Raw genomic sequence first — 24808 nt, 5'->3', positions numbered from 1 at the left:
ACTACGGTTTGCCTGGCCGGGGCGACGAAGATCAGTCCGTCTCGGCCATCGCTTCGGCGAACTGAGCCGCGTACAGCCGGGCGTACGCGCCGCCGCTGTGCAGCAGCGTTTCGTGGTCGCCCTGCTCGACGATCCGCCCGTGCTCCATCACCAGGATGACGTCGGCGTCGCGGATCGTCGACAGCCGGTGGGCGATGACGAAGCTGGTCCGCCCGCTGCGCAACGAGTTCATCGCCCGCTGGATGAGCACCTCGGTGCGGGTGTCGACCGAGCTGGTCGCCTCGTCGAGGATGAGGATGACCGGCTTCGCGAGGAACGCCCGCGCCACCGTGATCAGCTGCTTCTCACCCGCGCTGACCGTGCCGCCCTCGTCGTCGAGCACCGTCTCGTAGCCGTCCGGCAGCGTCCGCACGAAGCGGTCGACGTGGGTGGCCTTCGCCGCTTCGATGATCTCGTCCCGGCTCGGGTCGTCCGCGCCGTAGGCGATGTTCTCCGCGATCGTGCCGCCGAACAGCCACGCGTCCTGCAGCACCATGCCGGTCTGGTCGCGCAGCTCCTCGCGGTTCATCTTCGCGATGTCGACGCCGTCGAGCGTGATCCGCCCGCGGTCGAGCTCGTAGAACCGCATGAGCAGGTTGACCAGCGTCGTCTTCCCGGCCCCGGTCGGGCCGACGATCGCGACCGTCTGGCCCGGTTCCACGGTCAGCGACAGGTCTTCGATCAGCGGCTTGTCCGCCAGGTACCGGAACGAGACGTCCTGGAACTCGACCCGCCCGCGCACGACGGACGGCCGCTCCGGGTCGGCGGGCTCCGGGCCCTGCTCCTCGGCGTCGAGCAGCGCGAACACCCGCTCGGCCGAGGCGACCCCGGACTGCAGCAGGTTCGCCATGCTGGCGATCTGCGTCACCGGCTGGCTGAACTGGCGCGAATACTGGATGAACGCCTGCACCTCGCCGAGCGTCAGGCTGCCCGAAGCGACGCGCAGCGCGCCGATCACGGCCACCAGCACGTAGCTCAGGTTGCCGATGAACATCATCGCCGGCTGGATCATCCCGGAGATGAACTGCGCCCGGAAGCTCGCCTCGTAGAGCGTTTCGTTCTGCTTGTCGAAGAGCGCGGCGGCCTCCTCGCGGCGGCCGAACACCTTGACCAGCGAGTGGCCGGTGTACATCTCCTCGACGTGCGCGTTGAGCTTGCCGGTGGTCGACCACTGCTTGATGAAGTTCGGCTGTGCCCGCTTGCCGATCTTGGCCGCCACGACCGCCGACAGCGGCACCGTGAGCAACGCGATCAGCGCCAGCAGCGGCGAGATCAGGAACATCATGATCAGCACGCCGATCACCGTCAGCAGCGACGAGACGATCTGCGACAGCGTCTGCTGCAGCGACATCGCCAGGTTGTCGATGTCGTTGGTGACCCGGGAAAGCACCTCGCCGCGCGGCTGGCGGTCGAAGTACTTCAGCGGCAGCCGCGCGAACTTGTCCTCGACGTCCTGGCGCAGCCGGTACACCGCGTTCTGCACCAGCGTCGTGGTCAGCCGGGCCTGGATCAGCCCGAAGAACGACGCGATGACGAACAGGGCGAGCACGGTCAGCAGGATCTGGCCGACCTTGTCGAAGTTGATGCCTACGCCGGGCACGAGGTCGACGCGGCCGTAGATGTCGGCGAGGGTGCTGTCGCCCCGGGCCCGCAGCCCCGCGACGATCTGCTCCTTCGTGACACCCGGCGGCACCTGCTTGCCGAGCACACCGGCGAGGATCGCGTCGGTGGCCTGACCGAGGATCTTCGGCCCGATCACCGTCAGCGCGACGCTCGCCGCGCCGAGCACGAGCACGCCGATCAGCTGGAGCCGTTGCGGCGCCAGCATCTTCAGCAGCCGCTTGAGCGAGCCCTTGAAGTCGAGCGCCTTCTCCGGCGGCGCGCCGCCGGCCATCCAGCGCCCCGGCCCCGAGGTCGCGGCGCCGGTGTTCTTCTGCCGTTCCGCGGTGGGGCGTTCCCCGGCGTCGGTGACGGCGGTTTCGTTGGTGGTGCTCACGCCGCCTCCTGTTCGGTCAGCTGGGACAGCACGATCTCCCGGTAGGTTTCGTTGCCGTCGAAGAGCTCGTGGTGGGTTCCGGTGCCGACGACGCGGCCCTCGTCGAGCACGATGATCCGGTCGGCGTTGCGGATCGTGCTGACCCGCTGCGCGACGATGACCACCGTGGCGTCGGCGGTTTCCGGCACCAGCGCGCGGCGCAGGGCCGCGTCGGTCGCGTAGTCGAGCGCGGAGAACGAGTCGTCGAAGAGGTAGATCTCCGGCTTGTGCACCAGCATCCGGGCGATCGCGAGCCGCTGCCGCTGCCCGCCCGAGACGTTCGTGCCGCCCTGGGCGATCGGCGACTCGAGGCCCTCGGCCATCGCCTGGACGAAGTCCTTGCCCTGCGCCACTTCCAGCGCGTGCCACAGCTCTTCGTCGGTGGCGTCCGGGTTGCCGTACCGCAGGTTGCTCGCCACCGTGCCGGCGAACAGGTACGGCTTCTGCGGCACCAGCCCGACCGCGCGCGCGAGCACCGCCGGGTCGAGGTCGCGGACGTCGACGCCGTCCACCTTGACCGTGCCCTGCGTGGCGTCCATCAGCCGCGGGATCAGGTTGAGCAGCGTGGTCTTGCCGGTGCCGGTCGACCCGATGACCGCGGTGGTCTCACCCGGCCGCCCGATCAGCGAGATGTCGCACAGCACCGGCTTTTCCGCGCCGGGGTAGCGGAACTCGACACCGGAGAGCTCGAGGTGCCCGTGCACCGTCCCGGGCCGGATCGGCGTCACCGGCGGGCGGACGCTGGACTCGGTGTCCAGCACCTCGGTGATCCGCTCGGCGCTGACCTCCGCGCGCGGCACCATCATGAACATGAAGGTGGCCATCATGACCGACATCAGGATCTGCAGCAGGTAGGACAGGAACGCCGTCATGGCGCCGATCTGCATGCTGCCGGAGTCGATGCGCTGCCCGCCGAACCACAGCACCGCGACGCTGGAGGCGTTCATCACCAGCATCACGATCGGGAACATCAGCGCCATCAGCCGCCCGACCCGCAGCGACACGGTGAGCAGCGCGTCGTTCGCGACGTCGAAGCGCTCACGCTCGTGCTTGTCGCGGACGAACGCGCGGATGACGCGGATGCCCATGATCTGCTCGCGCAGGATCTGGTTGATCTTGTCGATCCGCTCCTGCATCAGCCGGAAGGCCGGGCGCATCTTGGTGATGATCGTGCCGACGGCCACCGCCAGCACCGGCACGATCACCAGCAGCAGCGAGGAGAGCGGCACGTCGAGGTTCAGCGCCAGGATGATGCCGCCGACGCACATGATCGGCGCCGACACCATGAGCGTCAGCGTCATCAGCACCAGCATCTGGATCTGCTGGACGTCGTTGGTGGTGCGGGTGATCAGCGACGGCGTGCCGAACTGGCCGACCTCGCGCGCGGAGAAGTCCTGCACCCGGTGGAAGACGCCGGCGCGGATGTCGCGGCCGATCGCCATCGCCGTGCGCGCGCCGAAGTACACCGCGCCGATCGAGCCGGCGATCTGGGCGAGCGTGATGGCCAGCATCATCGCGCCGACGCGCAGGATGTAGTCCAGGTCGCCCTTGATCAGCCCGTTGTCGACGATGTCGGCGTTCAGCGTCGGCAGGTAGAGCATGGCGATCGTCTGCACGAGCTGCAGGACGACGATCACCCACAACGTCGTTTTGTACGGGCGCAGGTGACTGCGCAGGAGCTTCACTAGCACAACGGTTCCCCCAGTGCGGTGGTGGTGTTCGGTCCGGGATTCGGTGCGGTGCCGCCGGTCAGGGTGGGCATCCCCGTGGCCAGCTCGTCGAGCAGCCGTTCCAGGGTGGGCAGGAACGGCTCGCCCTCGGTCATGAACCAGTTGACGAAGGCGACGCGGACGGCGCTTTCCACCGAGGAGGCCATCAGCCGGCACAGCAGGTGGTCCGCCCCGCCCGCCCGCTTCGCGATGGTCTCGGCGAGGACGCGTTCGACCGCCGCGTGGGCGTTCAGGAACTCGCCGCGCAGCATCAGCTGGCCCATCAGCTCCCGGATACGCGCAACATACGCGCGATCCGGCTCGCCCTCACGCGAATATTGCTCGATCACGGCCTGCTTGACGGACTCCCAGAGCGGCTCGCCCTCGGGCCGGGCGAGCAGGGCTTCGCGCATCCCCTCGTGGCGGTCGACGACCATCGAGCAGACCGCCTGCTCCTTGCTGGAGAAGTAGTTGTTGAATGTGCGGGGCGAGACGCCGACCTCGGTGGCGATGTCCTCGACCCGCACGTTCTCCAACCCGCGGTCCAGCGCGAGCCGCAACGCGGCCTGCGCCAGCGCGCGGCGGGCTTCGCGTTTCTTGCGCTCCCGCAGCGTGAGCTTCGGGGGTCCGTCCGGCGACATGCACGCAGTGTAGCGAAAAACTTGCGTGCCACGCAAAAAGTTGCGTGCCCCGCAAGTTTGGGACGAATCGGACGCGGCCGGGATTCCGGCGTGCGAACCCCAGTCAGCTGCGATATCGGCCGCTGTGTGCGCTCCGTTGTGACCCGCAACTTGCAAAATTGGTCCGATTGGCCTAGTCCGCTGCGCTCACCAGCGGCGACGCTCCGAATTCGCGCTCACGGCCCGCGTTCGCGCGGGAACCGGCTGTGGACATCTGTCGAAGCTTTCTGCTTCCATGTCCGGCATCGCCGCCCGGGGGTCGGCGCAGTGCACCGTTTCCGCACCTGAGCAAGGAAGAAGTGGGACCACATGGCCAGCCGGGCCCGGGAACTCCTGGATCGATCACGCGTCCTGCTGGACCGCTCGCGGGTCGCCGCGGCGCAGTACCTGACCGCGCCCCCGAAGCACCCGGGCTACACGCCCGTGGCGGGCCCGGCGATCACCGCGCTGCCGCCCGTCGAGGCGGTCGCGACGCCGGCCGACGAGGCCGTGCTGGCCGAGATCTGCGCCAGCGTCGCCCTGCGTGACCTCAACCTGCTCGACCAGCTCCTGGCCCGGCTGGAAGAGCTCGAACAGGGGGAGGAGGACCACCACCGCCTCGCCGAGCTCTACCAGCTCGACCACCTCGCCACCCGGCTGCGCCGCAACGCCGAGAACCTGCGCGTGCTGGCCGGGCAGGACACCGCCGACGACGCCGCCCGCGCCACCTCGGTGCTCGACCTGATGCGCGAGGCGATGTCCTCGATCGACCACTACGCGCGGATCACCATCGGCCGGGTCGTCAACCTCGGCATCGTCGGCTTCGCCGCGGAGGACCTCGGCCGGGTGCTGGCGGAGCTGTTCGACAACGCCGCCAACCAGTCATCGCCGAGCTCGCCGGTGAACGTCAGCGCGCACCTGACCGAACAGGGCAGCGTGCTCGTCCGGATCGAGGACGAGGGCATCGGCATCCCCGCCGACCGCGTCGAAGGCCTCAACGCGCGGCTGGCCGCCGGGGGCGACCTCGACGACGCCGCCGCGCGGCACATGGGCCTCGCCGTGGTCGCCCGGCTCGCCGGCCGCCACGGGGTCACCGTGCGGCTCGACCGGCGCAGCCCGCACGGCACGGTGGCGACCGTGCTGCTGCCCACCGGCATCGTCACCGAGCTCGCCGAACACGCGTGGTCGGGCACCCGCACCGTCACCGCCGAACCGGCCGAACCCGGCGCGAACGGCGAGCCGGTCGCGGTCGGCACGCTGCCGCGCCGCCGTCCGGGCGCCTTCCCCCGGGAGGAGCCGGCCCCGGCGCCGCGCAAGCCCACCCCGCGACCGCGGCCGGTCGAGCAGGTTACCGGCGGGATGACCGCCAACGGCCTGCCGCGCCGGGTGCCGGGCAGCATCCGCGGCGCCGCGCCCGAGCCGCCACCGCCCCCGCCCGCGGCGCCGGCCGCCTCGGGCCACGAGCAGCTGCTCGCCGACCTCGGCGCGTTCGCCGACGGCGAGCAGGCGGCGCTCGCCGAGAACAACCGCACCCGGCAGGACGAGACGCCCGGAGGAACCGCCTCGTGAGCGCCCCCCACCCCTCGGCCCCGGCGAACTTCGCCTGGCTGCTCGACGACTTCGTCCGCAAGGTCCACGGCGTCAGCCACGCGCTGATCATGAGCGTGGACGGCTTCCCGCTCACCGCGTCCGACTCCGTGGCCGAAGCCGAGGCCGAGCAGCTCGCGGCCATCGCCAGCGGCCTGCTGTCGCTGGCCGGCAACAGCGCCGCGCTGTTCGGCAAGGGCGCGTGCGAGCAGATCATCATCCGGCTCACCCACGGCTACTTCCTCTTCATGGGCATCGGGTCCGGCGCCGGGCTCGCGGTGCTCACCTCGGGCGAGGCGGACATGAAGGTGGTCGCCTACGAGATGACCCAGTTCATCACCAACGCCGGTCACGCGCTCACCCCCGAGGTGCGCGCCGAGCTGCGCCAGGTGCTCACCGCGCGCCGGCCGAAGGTGTGATCCGCGTGCCCGACAAGGATGTGGTTCCCGTGTCCGAGAAGGACACCGCCTTGCCGCGGCGCAGCCGCCGGATCCGGGCGTACGCGCTCACCGGCGGCCGCACCAGCACCCGGCACCAGCTGCTGGTCGAGACGCTGGTGTCGGTCCCGCGGTACGACCCGGCGCTGAGCGACACGCTCATGCCCGAGTCGCGCTCGCTCTACGAACGCGCCCGGACCCGGTGCTCGATCGCCGAGCTGTCGGTCGGGCTGGACCTGCCGCTGGGCGTGGTGCGGGTGCTCATCGGCGACCTCGCCTCGCAGGGCGCGGTGTTCGTCCACCCCACCGCGCACGCCTACCACCACGACACCAACGTGCTCGAGAGGATCCTTGATGGGCTCAAGCGGCTCCCCGCCTGAGGGCGATCTGCTGACGATCTCCGCGAAGATCGTCGTCGCCGGGGGCTTCGGTGTCGGCAAGACCACGTTCGTCGGCGCGGTGTCGGAAGTGCCGCCGATGAGCAACGAGGCGTGGATGACCGAAGCCGGGGAAGGGGTCGACGACATCCCGCCCGGCGGCAAGTCGACCACGACCGTCGCGATGGACTTCGGCCGGATCACGCTGCGCCCGGACCTGCTGCTGTACCTGTTCGGCACGCCGGGGCAGGCGCGGTTCTGGTTCCTCTGGGACGACCTGAGCCGCGGCGCGCTCGGCGCCGTGGTGCTGGTCGACACCAGCCGGATCGACGAGTCGTTCGCGGCGATCAACTACTTCGAGAACGACTCCGAGCTGCCGTTCGTCGTCGCGGTCAACCAGTTCGAGGGCAAGCCGGTGCACGACCTCGACGAGGTGCGCGACGCGCTCGCCCTCGACCCGGCCGTCCCGCTGGTGACCTGCGACGCGCGCGACCGCGCGTCGACGATCGCCACCCTGACCGAGCTGGTCGGCCACACGCTGTCGCTCGCCGTGCTGTCGGGCCCGCGCGAGCTCGCCGGCAGCGCCCCGCACGCCTGAACAGAGGAGAACGAGCTTCATGCGCAGGGTTCTGATCGTCGGCGCCGGGCAGTCCGGGTTGCAGCTGGCCCTCGGGCTGCTGGCGAAGGACTTCGACGTCACCGTGATGTCCGCGCGGACGCCGGAGGAGATCCGGCACGGGCGCGTGATGTCGACGCAGTGCATGTTCCACGACGCGCTGCAGCACGAGCGGGACCTCGGGATCAACCTGTGGGAGTCCGAGACGGTCGACGTCGAGGGCCTCGGCGTCTCGGTGGCCGCGCCCGACGGCGGCCGCGCGCTCGACTGGTTCGCCGAGCTGGACGAGATCGCGCAGTCGGTCGACCAGCGCGTGAAGATGGCGGGCTGGCTGGAGCTGTTCGAAGACCGCGGCGGCAAGCTCGTCATCCACGGCGTGATGACCTCCGAGCTGGACGCGCTGGCCCGGCTGTACGACCTGGTGATCATCTCGGCCGGCAAGGGCGAGCTGGTCCAGCTGTTCGACCGCGTCCCGGAGCGGTCGCCGTACACGAAGCCGATGCGCGCGCTTTCGCTCGCCTACGCCCACGGCGTGCGCCCCCGGCCGGAGCACCCGGACAAGCAGGCGGTGCGGTTCAACATCGTGCCCGGGGTCGGCGAGCTGTTCATGATCCCCGCGCACACGCTCAGCGGGAACTGCGACATCCTCTTCTTCGAAGGGGTGCCCGGCGGCCCGCTCGACTGCTTCGACGACCGCCCGGCCCCGGCCGAGCACTTCGTGCGCATCCTCGACCTGATGCGGCAGTTCGTGCCGTGGGAGTACGAGCGCTGCCGCGACGCCGAGCTGACCGACCCGAAGGCGACACTCGCGGGCGGCTACACGCCGGTGGTTCGCCGGCCGGTCGGCACCCTGCCCGGCGGGGCGATCGTGCTGGGCATGGCCGACGTCGTCGTGGCGAACGACCCCATCACCGGCCAGGGCTCGAACAACGCGAGCCATTGCGCGGCGACCTACCTGGACGCGATCGTGGAGCGCGGCGACCGGCCGTTCGACGCGGAGTGGATGGACGCGACGTTCGAGCGCTACTGGGAGTACGCCCGGCACGTCACCGAATGGACGAACGCGTTGCTCCTGCCGCCGCCCCCGCACGTGCTCCAGATCCTCGGTGTCGCCGGTCAGAACCCCGCGGTCGCGAAGCGGTTCGCCAACGGTTTCACGGATCCCACGGACTTCCAACACTGGTTCATGGATCCGGCACTTTGGGAGAAGTACCTGGCAGAGGTCTAGATCGCCGGTGCGGTGCACTGTCGCCGGGGGACGATTCGGGCTACGGTAACTACGTAGCGTGAAGGCGATCTCGGAGGTGCGGGGCATGCGGGCGATGTGGAAGGGCTCGGTGTCGTTCGGGCTGGTGTCCATCCCGATCCAGATGTACGCGGCCACCGAGAACAAGAACGTCTCGCTCCGGCAAGTGCACGAGGCCGACGGCGGGCGCATCCAGTACAAGCGGTTCTGCACGATCGACGGCCAGGAAGTGCCGTACGCCGAGATCGCCAAGGGCTACGAGCTGCCCGACGGCGAGATGGTGGTGATCACCGACGCCGAGATGGCCGAGCTGCCGCTGTCCTCGCAGCGCACGATCGACGTCCTGGAGTTCGTGCCGCTGGAGTCGATCGACCCGATCCAGTACGACCGCACGTACTACCTGGAGCCGCAGAAGAACGCGGTGAAGCCGTACATCGTGCTGCGCGACGCCCTGCACAAGGCCGGACAGGTGGCCGTCGCGAAGGTCGCCGTCCGGCAGCGGGAGAGCATGGCGGTGCTGCGGGTGCACTCCGACGTGCTGGTGATGACCACGATGCTGTGGCCGGACGAGGTCCGCGAACCGGACTTCCCGTTCCTGCGGGACGACCCGCCGCAGATCCGGCCGCAGGAGCTGTCGATGGCGGGCTCGCTGATCGACTCGCTGGCCGAGCCGGTGTTCGAGTCGGACAAGTACCGCGACCACTACCGCGAGGCCCTCGAGGAGATGATCGAGGCCAAGGTCGCGGGGGAGGAGACGACCAAGCCCGCGGCGGTCACCGCCAAGGCCGACGTCGTCGACCTGATGGCCGCGCTGCAGGCCAGTGTGGACGCGGCGAAGAAGTCCCGCGAGCCGGCGAAGGCCGCGGCGAAAACGACCACCAAGACCACATCGGACACCGCCGGGGACGAGTCCGGCGAGTCCGATGAGGACGAGAAGCCGGCCAAGAAGAAGCCGGCGGCCCGCAAGCGGGCGCCGAAGTCCGCCTGAGCCGCTGCCGCGATCCCGGTCGGGTGGTTGTGCCGACACGCCGTCCCAGTACCGGACCCGTCCGCTTCCCGGTGGTACCAAGAGGTGCGAGCACACCGATCGCGGAAAGGCGGGCCGGTCATGGAGTGCGCCTCTTGTGACGCGGGGATCGACCACTGCCACGGGACGCTGGTGGTCCACCCGGAAGGCGGATTCGCCGAATGCGCGGATCCGGCCTGCGGGGACCCCGACCGCGTCCGGCACGGGCTGATCGTCGACTGCCACACCGTCGGCGGCGGCTGCGCGTGCGCGGCCGCGCCGGAAGAATCCTTGCTGCGCCAGGTTTCCTGAGCCTCCCGCCAGGATCCGTGAAGGCCTTCCCGCCGGGCTTTGCCGTCCGCCGGGGAGGCCTTCGCGGTGTCAGGAAGGCGTCAGGACGGTGTCAGGGTCGTAACCCGATCGTGTATGCAGCTGTGTACACGGGCTTGGCGATGTGCTAACACTAACGAGGTCCTTCGGCTCTCCCTCCCCCTCGGAGCCGGAGGACCCTTTTTTTTCCGCGGCGGCTTTCCGGGCGCGCCGTGAAAACCGAAAGACCCGGTCCGGTCAGCAAAAGCGCTGACCGGACCGGGCCGGGGGTCACGGGATCAGTACCAGTGCGCGCGGCCGCCGATCTTGCGGCCGGTGCCGCCGAGAATGGCCAGCGCAACGCCGGCCACCGCGAGCACGATGCCGATGGTGTACAGCACCGGGATACCGACGATGAACCCGATGACCAGCAGAATCACACCGAGGACGATCACTTGACACTCTCCTTCGCACGAGACCCGGCCCGGCTCCGTGCCGTCCGGGCGGATGCGCTCTCGTTCGGAGGATGGCCGGTTTCGCGGGGTGCCAAACTGCGGCAAATGGAGCAACTTCCGCTCAGTACCGGTAGTGGTCGAGCTTGTACGGGCCTTCGACGTCCACGCCGATGTACTCCGCCTGGGCCTTCGACAGCTTGGTGAGTTTCACGCCGAGGGCGTCGAGGTGCAGGCGGGCGACCTTTTCGTCGAGGTGCTTGGGCAGCCGGTGGACGTCGGTGGCGTACTCACCGGGCTTGGCGAACAGCTCGATCTGCGCGATGGCCTGGTTGGTGAAGGAGTTCGACATCACGAACGAGGGGTGGCCGGTCGCGTTGCCGAGGTTCATCAGGCGGCCCTCGGAGAGCACGATGATCGCGTGGCCGTCGGGGAACGTCCACTCGTGCACCTGCGGCTTGATCTCGTTCTTCACGACGCCGGGCAGCTTCGCGAGCCCCGCCATGTCGATCTCGTTGTCGAAGTGCCCGACGTTCGCGACGATCGCGTTGTGCTTCATGCGGCTCATCTGGTCCGCGGAGATGATGCCGTAGTTCCCGGTCGTCGTGATGAAGATGTCGGAGGTGGCGACGACGTCTTCGAGCTCGACGACGTCGAGGCCGTCCATCGCCGCCTGCAGCGCGCAGATCGGATCGATCTCGGTGACCGCGACGCGGGCGCCCTGGCCGCGCAGCGCCTCGACCGCGCCCTTGCCGACGTCGCCGTACCCGCAGACGAGGACGCGCTTGCCGCCGATCATCACGTCGGTGGCCCGGTTGATCCCGTCCACCAGGGAGTGCCGGATCCCGTACTTGTTGTCGAACTTGGACTTCGTCACCGAGTCGTTGACGTTCATCGCCGGGAAGAGCAGCTCGCCGTCCTTGGCGAGCTTGTAGAGCCGCTTGACGCCGTTGGTCGTCTCCTCGGTGACCCCGCGGATCTCCTTGGCCATCCGGGTGAAGCGGTCACCGTCGGCGGCCAGGCTGGCACGCAGGGTCTCCAGGACGATCCGGTACTCTTCCGGGTCCTCTTCGGACGGTTGCGGCACCGCACCGGCCGCCTCGAACTCGACTCCCTTGTGGACGAGCAGGGTGGCGTCGCCGCCGTCGTCGAGGATCATGTTCGGCGCCTGGCCGCCGGAGAACGCGAAGAGCTGGTCGGTGCACCACCAGTACTCCTCGAGCGTCTCGCCCTTCCACGCGAACACCGGCGTGCCGGAGGGGGCGTCGACGGTGCCCTCCGGGCCGACGACGACCGCGGCGGCGGCCTCGTCCTGGGTGGAGAAGATGTTGCACGACACCCAGCGCACCTCGGCGCCGAGGGCGACCAGGGTCTCGATGAGCACGGCGGTCTGGACGGTCATGTGCAGCGACCCGGCGACGCGGGCGCCCTTCAGTGGCTGCGTCGCGGCGTACTCGCGGCGGATCGCCATCAGGCCGGGCATCTCGTGCTCGGCCAGCCGCAGCTGCGTGCGGCCGGCGTCGGCCAGCGCGAGGTCGGCGACGGCGAAGTCGAGGCCGTTGCGGTTCTGCAGTTTCTCGCTCATTCTTCGGTCACTCCGGAATCGGCGTTTCGGGATGGAAAAAACGGAAAAGGGCAGCACTGATCGCGGCACGCTGGTGCCGTAACGGGTGCGGGGCTGGAGCTAGGCGCGGCCGCCGAGGGCCGAGGGTCTGAGTCCGCGCAACAAAAAAGAGCACCTCCCGTGAAGGAGGCGCCCTTGGGTCGTGGTCCGGGCCGAGCGTGGCGGAAAGGATTCCGTCGCAGCGCCTCTCGGCCCGCAACCAGGATGGCAAAACCGCCGGGAAGCTGTCAAGCGAGCACGCACGCCATGAGAACGTCGTCGACGTCCTCGCCGTCGACGTGGAATTCCGCGCGCAACACCCCTTCGACGGTGAATTCGCAGCGCTCGTAGAGCCGGCGCGCGGCGGTGTTGTGCCCGAGCACGCGCAGCGTCAGCTTCCGGGCGCCCCGGCGGCGCGCCTCGGCCACGGCGGCGTCGACGAGCCGGTGCGCGATGCCGAGCCGGCGCCGGTCCGGGTCGACGGCGAGCCCGCCGACCACCAGCACGTGCCGGTGCGCGGGGATGGGGAAGCCCGCGTCGAGCCGGACGTACCCGGCGACCGCGCCGTCGTGCTCGGCGACGAGGACGTTCTCCGGCCGGGTGCCGTCGCCGAAGAACGGCGTGCCGGGCGGCGGCGGGGGAGCGGGGGACACCGCCGTCGTCCAGGTGCGCTCGTCGAGCTTCGCGAGCACGGCCTCGTCGTCGGCGCGGGCGAGCCGCACGGTCGTCATGCGCTGAGCTCTTGCCATGCCTGCTCGACGATCCCGGCCAGCTCCCGCGGGTCGTGGTTGCCTTCGGTGGCCAGGCTCCGCACGGTGACGGTCAGGCCGGGGCCGGTGCGCTGGCAGCTCAGCACGAACGAGCGGTCGGGGTCCGGGGTGGAGCCGGGCGCGGCCGGGTCGTTGTGCACCAGGCACCCGACGTCGCCGATGCTCACCAGCTCGGTGCTCGGCTTGGCCACCCCGAGGGCCTGGACGTCCTCGAACGGGGCGAACAGCTCCGGCGAGGACGCGCGCACGGCGATCAGCTGGAACGACCGCAGCAGCCGGTCGTCCTGGTACTGCTGCACCACCGCGCCCGCCCCGCCGTAGGCCGCCGACACGCGGTTGCCCGTTTCGCGGTCGGTCTTGCCGACGCGGTCGATCTGGGCCTGGCCCCGGACCTTGTCGACCTTCGCGATCGCGTCCTGGGCGCGGGTCAGCCCGCCGAGAGCGGCGGGCGCGGTCAGCTCCCGGCCGCTCGGCTCGTCCCCGAAGAGGCCGAGCACCAGCCAGGGCACCCCGACCAGGAACGCGCCGGCGAGGACCCCGATCAGGCCGGTGGCGACCGGGCGGGCGAGCAGCGGGCGGCGCCGGGGAACCGCCGGTCCGAGCGGGGTTTCTTCGGTCACCCGGCAATCGTGGCGGACCCGGGCCGCCGGCGGGACGGGATTTTTCCGGTTGGCTCTCAAACGAGGTGCGCGCGCCGCCAGATGCCTTCGGAGCGGCCGCCGATCAGCCCCGTCTCGCGCAGGAACGGCACGATCTTCGCGGCCATCCAGCGCCGTGTCTCGTGGAAGTGCGGGTTCGCCAGCGCCGCCGCTCGGCCATCGCGCGCGGGGATTCCGACGCTCCGGTAGATCCGCGGGTCGACCATGCTGTCGATGACGCCGTAGGCGACGAGCGCGGTCCGCAGCCGGTGCCGTTGCAGGGCCGCCTTCGACAGTTTCGGCGTCTCCCGCAGCACTTCTTCCTTCGCGAACCGGACGTGCCGGGCCTCTTCGACGACGTGGATGCGGTTGACCGAGCGGATCAGCGGCTGGATCCCGTCGTCGTCCATCATCGAGCGCTGCAGCCGGTCGGTGGTCTCCTCGGCGACCAGCACGCTGGCGAACATCGACGGCCCGGCGGCGGTCGCGCCGAACACCTTCGCCGCGCGGTGCACGACCTGCGGGACGCCGTAGCGCGGGACGCCGAGCCGGTCGGCGGTGCGGGCGAACATCACCGAGTGCCGGGTCTCGTCGCCGATCTCGGTCATGGCGTACTGCGCGTGCTCGGTGCGCGCGTCGAGGTCGAAGACGTACCGGGCGAGCAGCTGCATCAGCACGATCTCGAACCACAGGCCGACGCTCATGATGCTGGCGATCTCGTGCTTGGACAGCTCGATCCGCTGCTCGGGCGTCAGCTTCGCCCAGAGGTCGGTGCCGTAGAGGGAGACGCGCTCGAGCGGCATGTACGCCTTGCCCTCGGCGAGCGGCGCGGCCCAGTCGATGTCGACGTACGGGTCGTAGGAGTTCTTCGCGGAACTCTTCAGCAGGCGGGCCGCGGTGACGTCCCGGTCCTGGGCCTCGACGCCCATGGCGGCCTCCGAAAGTAGGGGGTACGCGATGTACTAGCTACTTCGGCAGCGTACACCGCCCGGCGCGCCGTGAGTAGGCTTCCGCCGTGACCAAGGTCGACGGACGGGCGGCGCGCTGGGCCGGGCAGCAGGAACGGCGGCGCGCGGAGTTCGTCGACGCCGCGCTCGCGGCCATCGCCGAGCACGGCCCGGACGTCTCGACCGAGCAGATCGCCGAGCGCGCCGGTGTCGCCCGCACCCGCCTGTACCGGCATTTCGACGGCGCGGCCGACCTCCAGCGCGCGATCGCCGAACGCGCGGCCGAGCTGGTCACCGCCGAGCTCCGGCCGCTCTGGCACCCCGAAGGGTCGCCGAACGGGATGATCTCCACGGTGATCTCGACGCACCTGCGCTGGCTGACCGAGCACGCCCACCTGCACCGCTACCTGGCCCGCACGCTGCCCGGCGCGCCGGTGACCGCGACCGACGTCCGCGGCACGATCGCGCGGCACCTGAGCCGCCTCTTCACCGGCTACCTGGCGGCGTTCGGCCTGGACCCGGCGCCGGCGGACACGATCGCGTTCGGCCTGGTCGGCTACGTCGAGTCGGCGACGACCCGCTGGCTCGATCACCCGGGCGCGCTCAGCCTGGCGCAGCTGACCGACCAGCTGACCGGCACGATCTGGGCGATGCTCGACCACACGCTGCGGGCGGGCGGGGTGGAGCTGGACCCGGACCGGCCGCTGCCGCTCCCCGACGAGCTCTAGTCTTCGCGCGGGAACTCGGCCCGGACACCCAGCAGCCGCACCGCCCGCGTCAGCTCGAACATCCCCAGGACCTCGCGCGCCGCCCGGTCGATCTCGGTGGCGTCCGACGTCGGCTCGGGCAGGGTGATGCTGTGTGTGTGCGTCATGAACGGCGCGAACCGGACCTTCACCGCCACCCGCGCCGCCGGGCGGCCCTCCTCGAGGACGTCCTGCGTGACGCGCTTCGCCAGCGCCGACACCTCCGCCGCCATCTCGGCCGGGTCGGTCAGGTCGCGCTGGAAGGTCGTCTCGCGGCTGCGGGAGCGGGCCACGTACGGTGTCGCGCTGACCTCGGCGTCGCTGATGCCACCGCCGAGCAACCGCAGCCACGGTCCGGTCTTCGGGCCGAACCGCGCGGCCAGCGCCGCCGCCTCCGCGCCGGCCAGGTCGAGCACCGTCGTGATGCCGAGCTCGGCAAGCTTCTTCGCCGTCTTGCCGCCGATGCCCCACAGCGCGTCGGTCGGGCGCTCGGCCATGACGTCCCACCAGTTCTCCCGCGTCAGCCGGAAGATCCCGCCCGGCTTGCCGAACCCGGTGGCGAGCTTGGCCCGCAGCTTGTTGTCCCCGATGCCGACCGCGCAGGACAGGCCGGTCTCGGCGGCCACCGCCTCCTTGAGCGCGGCCGCGAGCGCCTCCGGGTCGTCGGTCTCGGCGCCGACGAACGCCTCGTCCCAGCCCAGCACCTCGACGACCACCGGGAACTCCCGCAGCGCCGCCATCACGCGCTCCGACACCTCGAGGTAGGCGGGCGGGTCGCTCGGCAGGAAAACGGCGTCGGGACAGCGTTTCGCCGCGATCCGCAGCGGCATGCCGGACTGGATCCCGAACGCGCGCGCCTCGTACGACGCCGTCGCGACGACGGCGCGTTCGGTGGGGTCCCCGGCGCCCCCGACGACCACGGGTTTCCCGCGCAGCTCGGGGCGGCGGGCGATCTCGACCGCCGCGATGAACTGGTCGAGGTCGACGTGCAGGACCCACTTCACGGGCCCAGTCTCGCCTCAGACGCGGTGGCGCGCCACGTGGGTCCAGACGGCGCCGGTGAGGGCGAGGATCCCGCAGAGCGTGACCCCGGGGTCGGGCAGGATCAGCCCGACCACGAGGAGCGCCACGGCGGTGACGTCGAGGGCGATCAGCAGGGCGGTGCGGAGGGCGCGCGGCTTCCGGCGCCGTTTGCCCTCGCGCAGGGCGGTGGCCAGGTCGGGGTCGCTGAGCTCGAGACTGCGCTCGATCTTCTCGAGCTCGGTGCGTTCGTGGTGACTGAGCATCGGGGAGTACTCCTTCGGCGCCGAACCCGCCGTATCGCCAGAGCGAATACCCAATCGTCGCGCGGACGAACCGCCGAATGCCTTCTCATTTCATGCTTTTTACTGCGCCGTACGGGTGATCTGCGCTCCGTAACCGGTACCGGGGACGTTACGTTGCCCCCTGAACGTGGCCGGTCGAGGCCCGGACGACGGAAGGGACGTCCCGTGGGGGCGGCCGTTGGGGACGGGTGGCCGGCTCCTGCTTCGCGCCCGGGGTGACCGGTCAGGACCTTCGAGCAGCTGGAGGACTTGATGACCCTGCCCACCGAGCCGATCGGCAGCATCCCGCGTCCCGACTACCTCGTCGCGGGCCTCGGCGAGTTCGCCGCCGGGCGGATCGACGCCGCCGCGCTCGCGGACCTCGAAAGCCGCGCGCTGGCCGACACGATCACCCGGCTCGAGGAGACCGGCTCGCCGGTGCTGACCGACGGCGAGCAGGGCAAGCCGAGCTTCGCGACGTACCCGCTGGCCGGCCTGACCGCGCTGGCGCCCGACGGCGTCGTGATCCCGTTCGCCGACGGCCACACCCGGCAACTGCCGCGGCTGACCGCGGGCCCGTTCCGCTACGCCACCCACGCGGACGAGTACCTGACCCGCGCGAAAGCGCTCACCGGCAAGCCGGTCAAGCAGGCCGTGATCGCCGCGTCGGCGGTCTCGCTGATCTACCCGGCCGACGGCATCGACGGCTACACCCAGGAGCAGTTCGTCGCCGACCTCGTGAACGAGGCCGAGGCGGACATCCGGCGCAGCCTCGACGCCGGCGCGGACAGCGTGCAGATCGACTTCACCGAGGGCCGGCTCTCGCTGAAGCTGGACCCGTCGGGCGGGCTGCTGCGGCAGTTCGTCGACCTCAACAACGCGGTGCTCGACCGCTTCACGGCGGAGGAGCGCGCGAAGATCGGCGTCCACACCTGCCCGGGTGGCGACCAGGACTCCGTGCACAGCCTCGACGTCGACTACGCGGACCTGCTCCCGACGCTGTTCGACCTCAAGGCCGGGCGCTTCTTCGTCCAGCTGGCCAGCGAGGCCGAGCCGGAGCGCGCGCTGCGGGTCATCGCGGACAACCTGAAGGCGGACCAGCGGGTGTTCGTCGGCGTCATCGACCCGATCGACCCGCGGGTGGAAACCCCGGAGGAGGTCCGCGACCGCGTGCTCACGGCGGCGAAGTTCCTCCCAGCCGAGCGCCTGGGCACCTGCGACGACTGCGGATTCTCCCCGTTCGCCGACGACACGTCGACCTCACGCGACATCGCGTTCGCGAAGATCAAGGCACGCGTCGAAGGCACCCGCCTGGCGGCGGAAAAGCTGGGCTGACGGTGCGTGAGGGCCCGCTCCGGCGGGCCCTCACGCCGTTTCGGCGGCGACTTTGACCCCGAGCGCGACGAGCACACTGCCGAGCACGGCGTCGAGCCCCCGCCGGACGCGCCCGTCGGCGAAGAACCGCTTGAGGGCTCCGACGACGAGGGCGAGGGTGGCGAACCAGAGCACGGTGCCGGCGGTGGCGATGACGGCGAGCTCGAGCGTCTGCAGAGTGGAGCCGTCGGCGGGCAGGAACTGGGGGAGCAGCGCGAGGAAGTAGACGGCGACCTTGGGGTTGAGCAGGTTGGTGAAGAGCCCCTGCCGAAAGGCGGCGACGGCGTGGAGCGGGGTGGTCGGTTTGTCGCTTCGCAGGTCCCGGTACTCCCCGCGGCGCACGGCGAGCCAGGCTTTGACACCCAGGTACACGAGGTAGCCGGCCCCGATCAGCTTCACGATGCTGAAGGCGACGGCCGAAGCGGTGAGCACGGCGGCAACACCGAGCGCGATGGCGACGACCCAGGCGAAAACGCCGAGCGCGATCCCGACCCCGGCGGCGATCCCGGCCCGGCGGCCGCCGGTGAGGGAGGTCCGGGTCACGACGACGAAGTCGGGTCCGGGGGACATCGCGCCGAGGACTACGACCAGCAGGAACGAAGCGGCGGTGGCACCGGGGATCATGGCCGAAGGATACGACCCGCGCCGAACTGATTTTCGGTGCAGGTGCAGGAGGCCTGCGCTCGGCGACCGATCCCGGATGGACGGACTCCGCTTCCCGATCGAATCGCCGAGGTGCGCCGCATCCGCTGTGTCCGAGCCGGCACCGTCAGTACCGCCGCGCGAGCCCGGGAAGATCCACCGGCCACCCCGTGTTGGCCCCAGTGACGTGCGACCCGACCCGAAAGTTCGACGCTCAACTTCCGGTAGGGTCGATCTTGTGGGCGAGACCAGGGGTGAGGGCATGGTGGCTGAGGTGCGGACGCGGGTGCGGATCCCGCTCCGGTTCGACGGCGGCCTCGCGGTCGACGCCGAGGCCGTCACCTTCCGGGGGCTCGCCGACGATGGTGAGCACCTCGCCTTCGTTCTCGGGACACCCGGGGACGTGCCGCTCGTGCGGCCGCACTCCGAGTGCCTGACCGGGGACGTCTTCGGGTCCGCGCGGTGCGACTGCGGGCCGCAGCTGGCGGAGGCCGTCGAGAAGATCTCCGAGGTCGGGGGTTACCTGCTCTACCTGCGGCAGGAAGGCCGGGGGATCGGGCTCTACAACAAGCTCGACGCCTACGCGCTCCAGGACGGCGGGCTCGACACCTACGCCGCGAACGCCGCGCTCGGGCTGCCCGAAGACGCCCGCGACTACACCGTTGCCGCGCAGATGCTCGACGCTCTCGGTGTGCGGGAAATCGACCTGCTGTCCAACAACCCCGACAAGGCCGCGCAGCTCAAGGCCGCCGGGATCCTGGTGCGTGGTCAGGTGGCGACCGGGGTTTTCGCCACCGAGAACAACGTCCGTTACCTCCGGGCGAAGGCCGAGCAGACCGGGCACACCCTGCCCGGGCTGGCCAGCTAAGCCAGGCGCTGGGCCGCCGCGGCCGCCGGGCCCGTGGTCAGTTTCTCCAGCAGTCCGATCAGGACCGCCTGCTCCGACGGCGTGAGCGACGCCGCCCAGGCCTGCTCGCGCTCGTTGTGGGCCTGGTACGCGTCGGTCACCGCCGTGTGGCCCGATTCCGTCAGCGCCAGCTCGACCGCCCGGCGGTCGGTCGGCACCTGGGTGCGGGTCACCATGCCATCGCGCTCCAGGGTCTTGACCAGCGCCGACACCGCCGCGCGGCTCATGCCGGCCAGCCGCGCCGCGTGGCGGGACTCGAGCGGGCCCGCCAGCCAGAGCACGAACAGCACCCGGAACCCGCCCCAGCTCAGGCCGCGCGGGCGGTGCACCGTCGACTCCCAGTCGTAGACCAGCGCGCCGGTCAGCCGGTGCAGCGTCAGGCCGAGGCGCATCGCCACCGGGTCGGTCGTGGGCAGCTCGGCCTGCGTCTTCCCGATCGCGTAGTCGACGAACGAGAGGTAGTCGAGGTCGGCCGGTCGGTCGGTCATGGGCTCAGGTTAGGGGACGAGGGGTTCCGCGCGGCCGTCCGGCGGGCTAGCCTGTCGAGCAGATAGTCAAACCTTTGACGATCAAGGAGTGCTCGTCATGACGAAGAAAGCCTTCGCCTCTTCGGCCGACCTCGCGGAGAAGGCGCAGACCCTCGAGGTGCTCGCCGACGGCGTGTACGCGCTGACCGCGGAAGGTGATCCGAACATCGGCGCGATCGAGGGTGAGGACTTCCTCGTCTGCTTCGAGGCACTCGCGACGCCGGTCGCCGCGCGCGAGTGGCTGGCGAAACTGCGTGAGCACACCGACAAACCCGTGCGCTACCTGGTGTTGAGCCACTACCACGCGGTGCGCGTGCTCGGCGCTTCGGCGTTCGACGCCGAGGTCATCGTCGCCCACGAGAACACCCGCGCCCTGGTCGCCGAGCGCGGCAAGGAGGACTGGGCGAGCGAGTTCGGCCGGATGCCGCGGCTGGCGAAGGCCGCCGAGTCGGTGCCGGGCCTGACCTGGCCGACGCTCACCTTCTCCGACCGGCTGACCATCGACCTCGGCGGCGATCGCGGCGACCTCGTGCTGCAGTACTGCGGACGCGGCCACACCGAAGGCGACCTCGTGGCCTGGCTGCCCCGGCAGAAGATCCTCTACGCCGGTGACCTCGTCGAGGCCGAAGCCGCGCTGTACACCGGCGACGCGTTCCACCGCGAGTGGTCGTCGTCCACTTTGGACACCGTCGCGGCGTTCGGCGCCGAGGTGCTCATCGGCGGCCGCGGGGGTGTGAGCCGCGGCCAGGAAGCCGTCGACGCCGCGATCACCCAGACCCGGCACTTCCTGACCACGATGATCCGTGAGGTCGGCGCGGTCCGCGACGCCGGCGGCACGCTCAAGGACGCCTTCGAACGCACCCACGCGGCGCTGGTGGACCAGTACGGGCAGTGGCCGATCTTCGAGCACTGCCTGCCCTTCGACGTCTCCCGGCTGTGGGACGAGCTGTCGGGAGTGGAGCGTCCGGTGATCTGGACCGCCGAGCGCGACCGCGAAGTCTGGGACCAGCTCCAAGGATGACGGTCGCCGTCCTCGGCAGCGGCCCGGTCGGCCAGACGGCCGCGCTGCTGCTCGCGCGCTGGGGCGTGCCGGTGGTGCTCGTCGACGAGCACGAGGTGCGCGACCCCGTGGGGTCCAAGGCCATCTGCCAGCAACGGGACACTTTGGACGTCTGGGCGTCGCTCGGCGCGGGCTGCCTCGCCGAGGAGGGTCTCACCTGGACGACCGCGCGGACCTTCCACCGCGACCGGGAGCTGTTCTCGCTGGACCTGCCGGACGGCGGCTCGGCCCTGCCGCCGTTCGTGAACCTCTCGCAGGCCCGGGTCGAGGAGGTCTTGGACGAGCTGATCGCCGCCCAGCCGCTGATCGACGTCCGCCGCGGCCACCGCGTCACCGGGCTGACCCAGCCGGGGAACGTCGTGGTCGAGTGCGCGACGAAGGACGGGCCGCGCCGGATCGAGGCCGACTACGCGATCGCCGCCACCGGCGCCCGGGGTGACGTCGTGCGGAAGGCCCTCGGGCTGCACCTCGAAGGAGTGTCCTTCCGGGACCTGTTCCTGATCTGCGACATCCGCGCCGACCTCCCGGGCTGGGCGGCCGAGCGCCGGTTCTACTTCGACCCGCCGTGGAACCCCGGCCGCCAGGTGCTGATCCACCCGTGCCCCGGCTCGCAGTTCCGCATCGACTGGCAGGTCCCGGCGGACTACGACCTCCCCGCCGAGGAGACCGGCGGGGCGCTGGACCGGCGGATCCGGGCGATCCTCGGCGACCGGCCGTACGAGGTCGTCTGGCGCTCGGTGTACCGGTTCCACACACGCCTGGTCGAGCGGATGCGCGCCGGGCGGGTCCTGCTGGCGGGGGACTGCGCCCACCTGGTCGCGCCGTTCGGGGCCCGGGGGCTCAACTCGGGCGTGGCCGACGCGGAGAACGCGGCGTGGAAGCTGGCCTGGGTGCTGCGCGGGCTGGCGGGGGAAGAGCTGCTGGAGAGCTACCACACCGAGCGGCACGCGGCCGCGGTGGAGAACGCCGAGGTGACCACGGCGACGATGGACTTCCTGGTGCCCCAGGACGAAGAACGGCGCGAACGCCGCGACCGGGCGCTGGCCGGCGGTGTGCACGCCGAGGTCGACTCGGGACGGCTCGCCGAACCGTTCTGGTACAGCGATTCCCCCCTGACCACACCGGACCCGTCTCGGCCGTTCGCCGGACGGCCGCCGCGCGGGGCGTTGCCGCCGCCGGGGCCGGGGGTGCTGCTGCCGGACGTGACCGTCCCGGGTGGACGGGTGCGCGACCTCGCCCGGCAGGGGTTTCTGCTGCTCACGACTCCGGGGGTGACTGCCGAGGGAACACGGTCGGTCGAGATTCCGGTGGGCGGGGTGCTCGGTGCGCGTCCGGGCGAAGCCTGGCTGGTCCGCCCGGACGCGTACGTCGCCGCGGTGTTACGGGTAGCTGACCAGCGGGCTCACCTGGTGCCCGGTGTTCGCGGCGTCACCCGAGTCGTTGATGACGTGCGCGATCGTGCCGACGCCGCCGAGTGACACCGAAACGAGGTTGTGGAACCGCACCCCGCCGTTGTTCGGCACCTCGAAGGAGTGACTGGCCACAATGGACGGGTTGGTGTTGAAGAAGCAGTAGCTGCCCAACCCCCACCCTTCGTGGCTGGTCACCGAGTCGGCCACCTTGTACGCCGCCCAGCCCTGCCGGCCGCCGCCGCTGGACCAGGACCCCTGGTCCGGCGGGTCGTACGGCATCTCGTTCTGGAAGAAGTACGTCCGGCCGCCGTTGCCGTTCCAGAGCACCTCGTACTGCTGGTAGTGCTCGACGAACAGGCCGTACATCGTCACGTTCGCGCCGTTGACCACCAGGCCGTTCGCCGCGGTGTTGACGTTCCAGCCGACGCCGTTCGAGTGGTCGCCGCGCCAGAGCCACATGTGGTCGCCGATGACGTTGTTCGAGTTGACCACCAGCGTCTGCGTGGCCTTCCCGACGGCCGCGCCGCCGATCCGGAAGAACACGTCGTGCAGCGACGTCGGGTCGCCCGCGTGGTTCGCGGCCGAGCCCGGCTGGCCGACCTGCACCAGCACCGGCGAGTTCACCGCGCCCGCGTCGATCAGCAGCCCCGCGATCTTCACTCCGTCCACATCGGACGTCGTGATGGCCGCGTTCCCGTTGGTCGGCTGCAGTGTCGCGAGACCGAGGCCGAGCACCACGGTGTCCGGGCGCGTGACGTTCAGCGCCTGTTCGAGGTGGTACACACCCGGCGTGACGAGCAGGTTCTTGCCCGCCGCCAGCGCCGCGTTGATCGTCGCCGCCGAGTCCGACGGGTGCGCGACGTAGAACTCGCTCAGCGAGATCGACTGGCCCGCCGGGGCGCCGTGGCCCCAGCTCGTGCCGGACGAGTTCTGCCGCAGTGCCGGGACGAACACGTTGTAGCTGCCCGAGCCGTCGACGTAGAGGAACGGCTTCTCGCGGATCACCGGCGTCTGCCCGACGACGGTCTCCGGCGGGTTCGGGAACGACGCCGGCGGGGTGCCGGTCGAGCCGACGAACACCATGTTCCACACGCCGCCCTGCCAGCCGCCGAGCTCGCTGTTGCGGGTCAGGAACTGCTGCTGCGAACCGGAAACGGCGACCCCGTCGATCTTGCTGTCGGCGATCAGGCCGCCACTGGCCCAGCCGTCCCCGCCATTCCACAGCTGGATCTGGCTGCCCTTGAGGTGCATCCGGCGGTAGGGCGCGGCCTGCGCGACGGCCCAGCGTTCGACCTGGCCGGCCGGCAGCGTCACCGAGAGGTTTTCCGCGGAGCGCCAGAAGTTCTGCGTCGCGTTGCCCTTGTTGGCCGGGTTGTCACCCTGCTGCAGCCAGTCCGCCTCGACGCGGACGTGCCCGTTGAGGTTGACGTCGTCGGGGGAGAGGCCGAGGCCCGCCACCTGCTCGTAGAAGCCGAGGTTGACGTCGGCGTTGTAGTTCCCGGGCTTGAACAGCACGGCGTAACGCTCGTTGCCGAACTGGTTCGTGTGCTGCTGGTTCGCGATCTGCGTCAGCCGGTTCTGGATGGTCGACGCCGGGGTCGACGGGTCGAACACCGACACGTTCGGCCCGAGGTCCGGGTTGCGCGGGTCGGTCGGCGGGATGGTCGTCCCGCCGCCGGTGCCGTGCACCGCGACTTCCCACAACGAGTAGCCGTAGCCGGTGGCCCGCTGGGTGCCGTTGATCCGGAGGTAGCGGGCGGTGCCGGAGAGGGCGACGGTCTGCGTGCCGCCGGCGCCGGTGGTGGTCGAGTACGCGGTCGTCCAGGTGGTCGCGTCCGAGGACAGCTGCACGGAGAACGCTTTCGCGTACGCGGCCTCCCAGGTGAGCGCCACGTCGCAGAGCTGCTGCGCGGAGCCGAGGTCGACCTGGAGCCACTGCGGGTCGCTGAACGCGCTGGACCAGCGGGTGCCGGTGTTGCCGTCGACCGCGGCGGACGCGGGTGTCCCGCCGTTCTCGGTCGAGGACGCGGTCGCGGTGCGGCCCTGCGCGAGGTTGGTGCTCCCGCACGCGGCGGCCTGCGCCGGCGCGGAGCCGACGACCACCGCCGTGGTGAGTGCGGTGACGAGGGTGGTGGTGAGGACGAGGAGGCGGTGTGCCGGGGAGAACGTCGTTGATCTCATCTGCCTGCCTGCTGTAGCGAGGGGGAACGCGAGGAGAGCCGCCCGGCGGGTGCCGGGCGGCGGCGGACCGGGCGAGCCCCACAGCTCGCGCCGGTGTCGGGTGGTGCGAAGGGTTCACGCCTCGTCACTCGCCCGACGCCGTGAGCCGGAAGAGCGGTGCCGAGGTGGGTGCGACGGCGCGAACCGGTCAGCCCGAAAGAGATGCGTGTCGTGGCGGAACGATCC

25 protein-coding genes and 1 riboswitch are annotated in these 24808 nt (G+C 70.7%); of the genes, 12 read left to right on the top strand and 13 right to left on the bottom strand.

All coding sequences use genetic code 11. The features are described 5' to 3' along the window. Nucleotides 1–31: 31 nt before the first annotated feature. From ACZ63E_RS16895 to ACZ63E_RS16885, 3 genes are read right to left on the bottom strand one after another with little or no spacing between them, the layout of a single operon-like run. The gene (locus tag ACZ63E_RS16895; RefSeq protein WP_465336897.1) at nt 32–2035 is read right to left on the bottom strand and encodes an ABC transporter ATP-binding protein; all 2004 of its coding nucleotides are present in this window, start codon (nt 2033–2035) and stop codon (nt 32–34) included. After that, a complete protein-coding gene (locus ACZ63E_RS16890) occupies nt 2032–3765 on the bottom strand; it encodes an ABC transporter ATP-binding protein (RefSeq protein ID WP_465336896.1) in 1734 nt (577 codons plus the stop codon). The genes ACZ63E_RS16895 and ACZ63E_RS16890 overlap by 4 nt, the downstream gene beginning before the upstream one ends. Next, entirely contained in the window at nt 3759–4424 is a 666-nt protein-coding gene (locus ACZ63E_RS16885) for a TetR/AcrR family transcriptional regulator (protein WP_465336895.1), read from the bottom strand. The genes ACZ63E_RS16890 and ACZ63E_RS16885 overlap by 7 nt, the downstream gene beginning before the upstream one ends. Before the next feature lie 348 nt (nt 4425–4772). On the opposite strand from ACZ63E_RS16885, the gene ACZ63E_RS16880 reads away from it, so the two are divergent. From ACZ63E_RS16880 to ACZ63E_RS16850, 7 genes are all read left to right on the top strand, one after another. Further along, nucleotides 4773–6011, top strand: a complete 1239-nt coding sequence (locus tag ACZ63E_RS16880) for a sensor histidine kinase (RefSeq protein WP_465336894.1) — start codon at nt 4773–4775, stop codon at nt 6009–6011. Continuing rightward, entirely contained in the window at nt 6008–6448 is a 441-nt protein-coding gene (locus ACZ63E_RS16875; RefSeq protein ID WP_465312469.1) for a roadblock/LC7 domain-containing protein, read from the top strand. Before ACZ63E_RS16880 ends, ACZ63E_RS16875 begins: the two co-directional genes overlap by 4 nt. Nucleotides 6449–6477: 29 nt before the next feature. Further along, nucleotides 6478–6846: a DUF742 domain-containing protein gene (locus tag ACZ63E_RS16870; RefSeq protein ID WP_465312611.1), complete on the top strand. Its 369-nt coding sequence runs from the start codon at nt 6478–6480 to the stop codon at nt 6844–6846. After that, entirely contained in the window at nt 6821–7441 is a 621-nt protein-coding gene (locus tag ACZ63E_RS16865; protein ID WP_465312468.1) for a GTP-binding protein, read from the top strand. Before ACZ63E_RS16870 ends, ACZ63E_RS16865 begins: the two co-directional genes overlap by 26 nt. A gap of 19 nt (nt 7442–7460) precedes the next feature. Continuing rightward, a complete protein-coding gene (locus ACZ63E_RS16860; protein ID WP_465336893.1) occupies nt 7461–8687 on the top strand; it encodes a styrene monooxygenase/indole monooxygenase family protein in 1227 nt (408 codons plus the stop codon). Between the two features lie 85 nt (nt 8688–8772). Further along, entirely contained in the window at nt 8773–9693 is a 921-nt protein-coding gene (gene ku, locus ACZ63E_RS16855) for a non-homologous end joining protein Ku (protein WP_465337465.1), read from the top strand. A 120-nt stretch (nt 9694–9813) separates the two neighbouring features. Continuing rightward, the gene (locus ACZ63E_RS16850; RefSeq protein WP_465336892.1) at nt 9814–10023 is read left to right on the top strand and encodes a hypothetical protein; all 210 of its coding nucleotides are present in this window, start codon (nt 9814–9816) and stop codon (nt 10021–10023) included. Between the two features lie 296 nt (nt 10024–10319). On the opposite strand, the gene ACZ63E_RS16845 is transcribed toward ACZ63E_RS16850, so the two are convergent. The 5 genes from ACZ63E_RS16845 to ACZ63E_RS16825 form a co-directional block, all read right to left on the bottom strand. Next, a complete protein-coding gene (locus ACZ63E_RS16845) occupies nt 10320–10475 on the bottom strand; it encodes a hypothetical protein (protein WP_247052228.1) in 156 nt (51 codons plus the stop codon). Nucleotides 10476–10596: 121 nt separating this feature from the next. Next, complete coding sequence (ahcY, locus tag ACZ63E_RS16840) at nt 10597–12057, bottom strand: adenosylhomocysteinase (RefSeq protein WP_465336890.1); 1461 nt, start codon at nt 12055–12057, stop codon at nt 10597–10599. Nucleotides 12058–12216: 159 nt separating this feature from the next. Beyond that, nucleotides 12217–12292, bottom strand: a riboswitch (S-adenosyl-L-homocysteine riboswitch). A gap of 31 nt (nt 12293–12323) precedes the next feature. Continuing rightward, on the bottom strand, nt 12324–12806 hold the full coding sequence (locus tag ACZ63E_RS16835) for a GNAT family N-acetyltransferase (protein ID WP_465336889.1): 483 nt from the start codon (nt 12804–12806) through the stop codon (nt 12324–12326). Beyond that, entirely contained in the window at nt 12803–13465 is a 663-nt protein-coding gene (locus tag ACZ63E_RS16830) for a hypothetical protein (RefSeq protein ID WP_465336888.1), read from the bottom strand. Before ACZ63E_RS16830 ends, ACZ63E_RS16835 begins: the two co-directional genes overlap by 4 nt. A gap of 56 nt (nt 13466–13521) precedes the next feature. Beyond that, nucleotides 13522–14412: an AurF N-oxygenase family protein gene (locus tag ACZ63E_RS16825; RefSeq protein ID WP_465336887.1), complete on the bottom strand. Its 891-nt coding sequence runs from the start codon at nt 14410–14412 to the stop codon at nt 13522–13524. A gap of 86 nt (nt 14413–14498) precedes the next feature. Between ACZ63E_RS16825 and ACZ63E_RS16820 the strand changes: the two genes are divergently transcribed. Continuing rightward, the gene (locus tag ACZ63E_RS16820; RefSeq protein ID WP_465336886.1) at nt 14499–15158 is read left to right on the top strand and encodes a TetR/AcrR family transcriptional regulator; all 660 of its coding nucleotides are present in this window, start codon (nt 14499–14501) and stop codon (nt 15156–15158) included. Here the strand turns inward: ACZ63E_RS16820 and ACZ63E_RS16815 are convergent. Beyond that, nucleotides 15155–16180, bottom strand: coding sequence for a DNA polymerase IV (locus ACZ63E_RS16815; RefSeq protein WP_465336885.1), 1026 nt, complete (start codon nt 16178–16180; stop codon nt 15155–15157). The two genes, ACZ63E_RS16820 and ACZ63E_RS16815, sit on opposite strands and share 4 nt — an antisense overlap. 15 nt (nt 16181–16195) lie before the next feature. Next, a complete protein-coding gene (locus tag ACZ63E_RS16810) occupies nt 16196–16462 on the bottom strand; it encodes a DUF3040 domain-containing protein (protein WP_465336884.1) in 267 nt (88 codons plus the stop codon). A gap of 291 nt (nt 16463–16753) precedes the next feature. On the opposite strand from ACZ63E_RS16810, the gene ACZ63E_RS16805 reads away from it, so the two are divergent. Further along, the gene (locus ACZ63E_RS16805) at nt 16754–17815 is read left to right on the top strand and encodes a cobalamin-independent methionine synthase II family protein (RefSeq protein WP_465336883.1); all 1062 of its coding nucleotides are present in this window, start codon (nt 16754–16756) and stop codon (nt 17813–17815) included. Nucleotides 17816–17845: 30 nt separating this feature from the next. On the opposite strand, the gene ACZ63E_RS16800 is transcribed toward ACZ63E_RS16805, so the two are convergent. Then, nucleotides 17846–18478, bottom strand: a complete 633-nt coding sequence (locus tag ACZ63E_RS16800) for a LysE family translocator (RefSeq protein WP_465336882.1) — start codon at nt 18476–18478, stop codon at nt 17846–17848. A 280-nt stretch (nt 18479–18758) separates the two neighbouring features. Between ACZ63E_RS16800 and ACZ63E_RS16795 the strand changes: the two genes are divergently transcribed. Continuing rightward, nucleotides 18759–19364: a GTP cyclohydrolase II gene (locus tag ACZ63E_RS16795; protein ID WP_465312456.1), complete on the top strand. Its 606-nt coding sequence runs from the start codon at nt 18759–18761 to the stop codon at nt 19362–19364. Here ACZ63E_RS16795 and ACZ63E_RS16790 read toward each other — a convergent pair. Beyond that, entirely contained in the window at nt 19361–19891 is a 531-nt protein-coding gene (locus ACZ63E_RS16790) for a MarR family winged helix-turn-helix transcriptional regulator (RefSeq protein ID WP_465336881.1), read from the bottom strand. The genes ACZ63E_RS16795 and ACZ63E_RS16790 overlap by 4 nt on opposite strands. A gap of 97 nt (nt 19892–19988) precedes the next feature. Between ACZ63E_RS16790 and ACZ63E_RS16785 the strand changes: the two genes are divergently transcribed. Next, nucleotides 19989–20951: an MBL fold metallo-hydrolase gene (locus ACZ63E_RS16785; RefSeq protein ID WP_465336879.1), complete on the top strand. Its 963-nt coding sequence runs from the start codon at nt 19989–19991 to the stop codon at nt 20949–20951. Continuing rightward, a complete protein-coding gene (locus ACZ63E_RS16780) occupies nt 20948–22468 on the top strand; it encodes an FAD-dependent monooxygenase (protein WP_465336878.1) in 1521 nt (506 codons plus the stop codon). Before ACZ63E_RS16785 ends, ACZ63E_RS16780 begins: the two co-directional genes overlap by 4 nt. On the opposite strand, the gene ACZ63E_RS16775 is transcribed toward ACZ63E_RS16780, so the two are convergent. Continuing rightward, nucleotides 22370–24583: a discoidin domain-containing protein gene (locus ACZ63E_RS16775; protein ID WP_465336877.1), complete on the bottom strand. Its 2214-nt coding sequence runs from the start codon at nt 24581–24583 to the stop codon at nt 22370–22372. The two genes, ACZ63E_RS16780 and ACZ63E_RS16775, sit on opposite strands and share 99 nt — an antisense overlap. Nucleotides 24584–24808 lie beyond the last annotated feature (225 nt).

Source organism: Amycolatopsis sp. NPDC104819, assembly GCF_055583145.1.
Note: the sequence above shows the minus strand (reverse complement) of the source record. Positions and strands in the feature narration are given on the sequence as shown.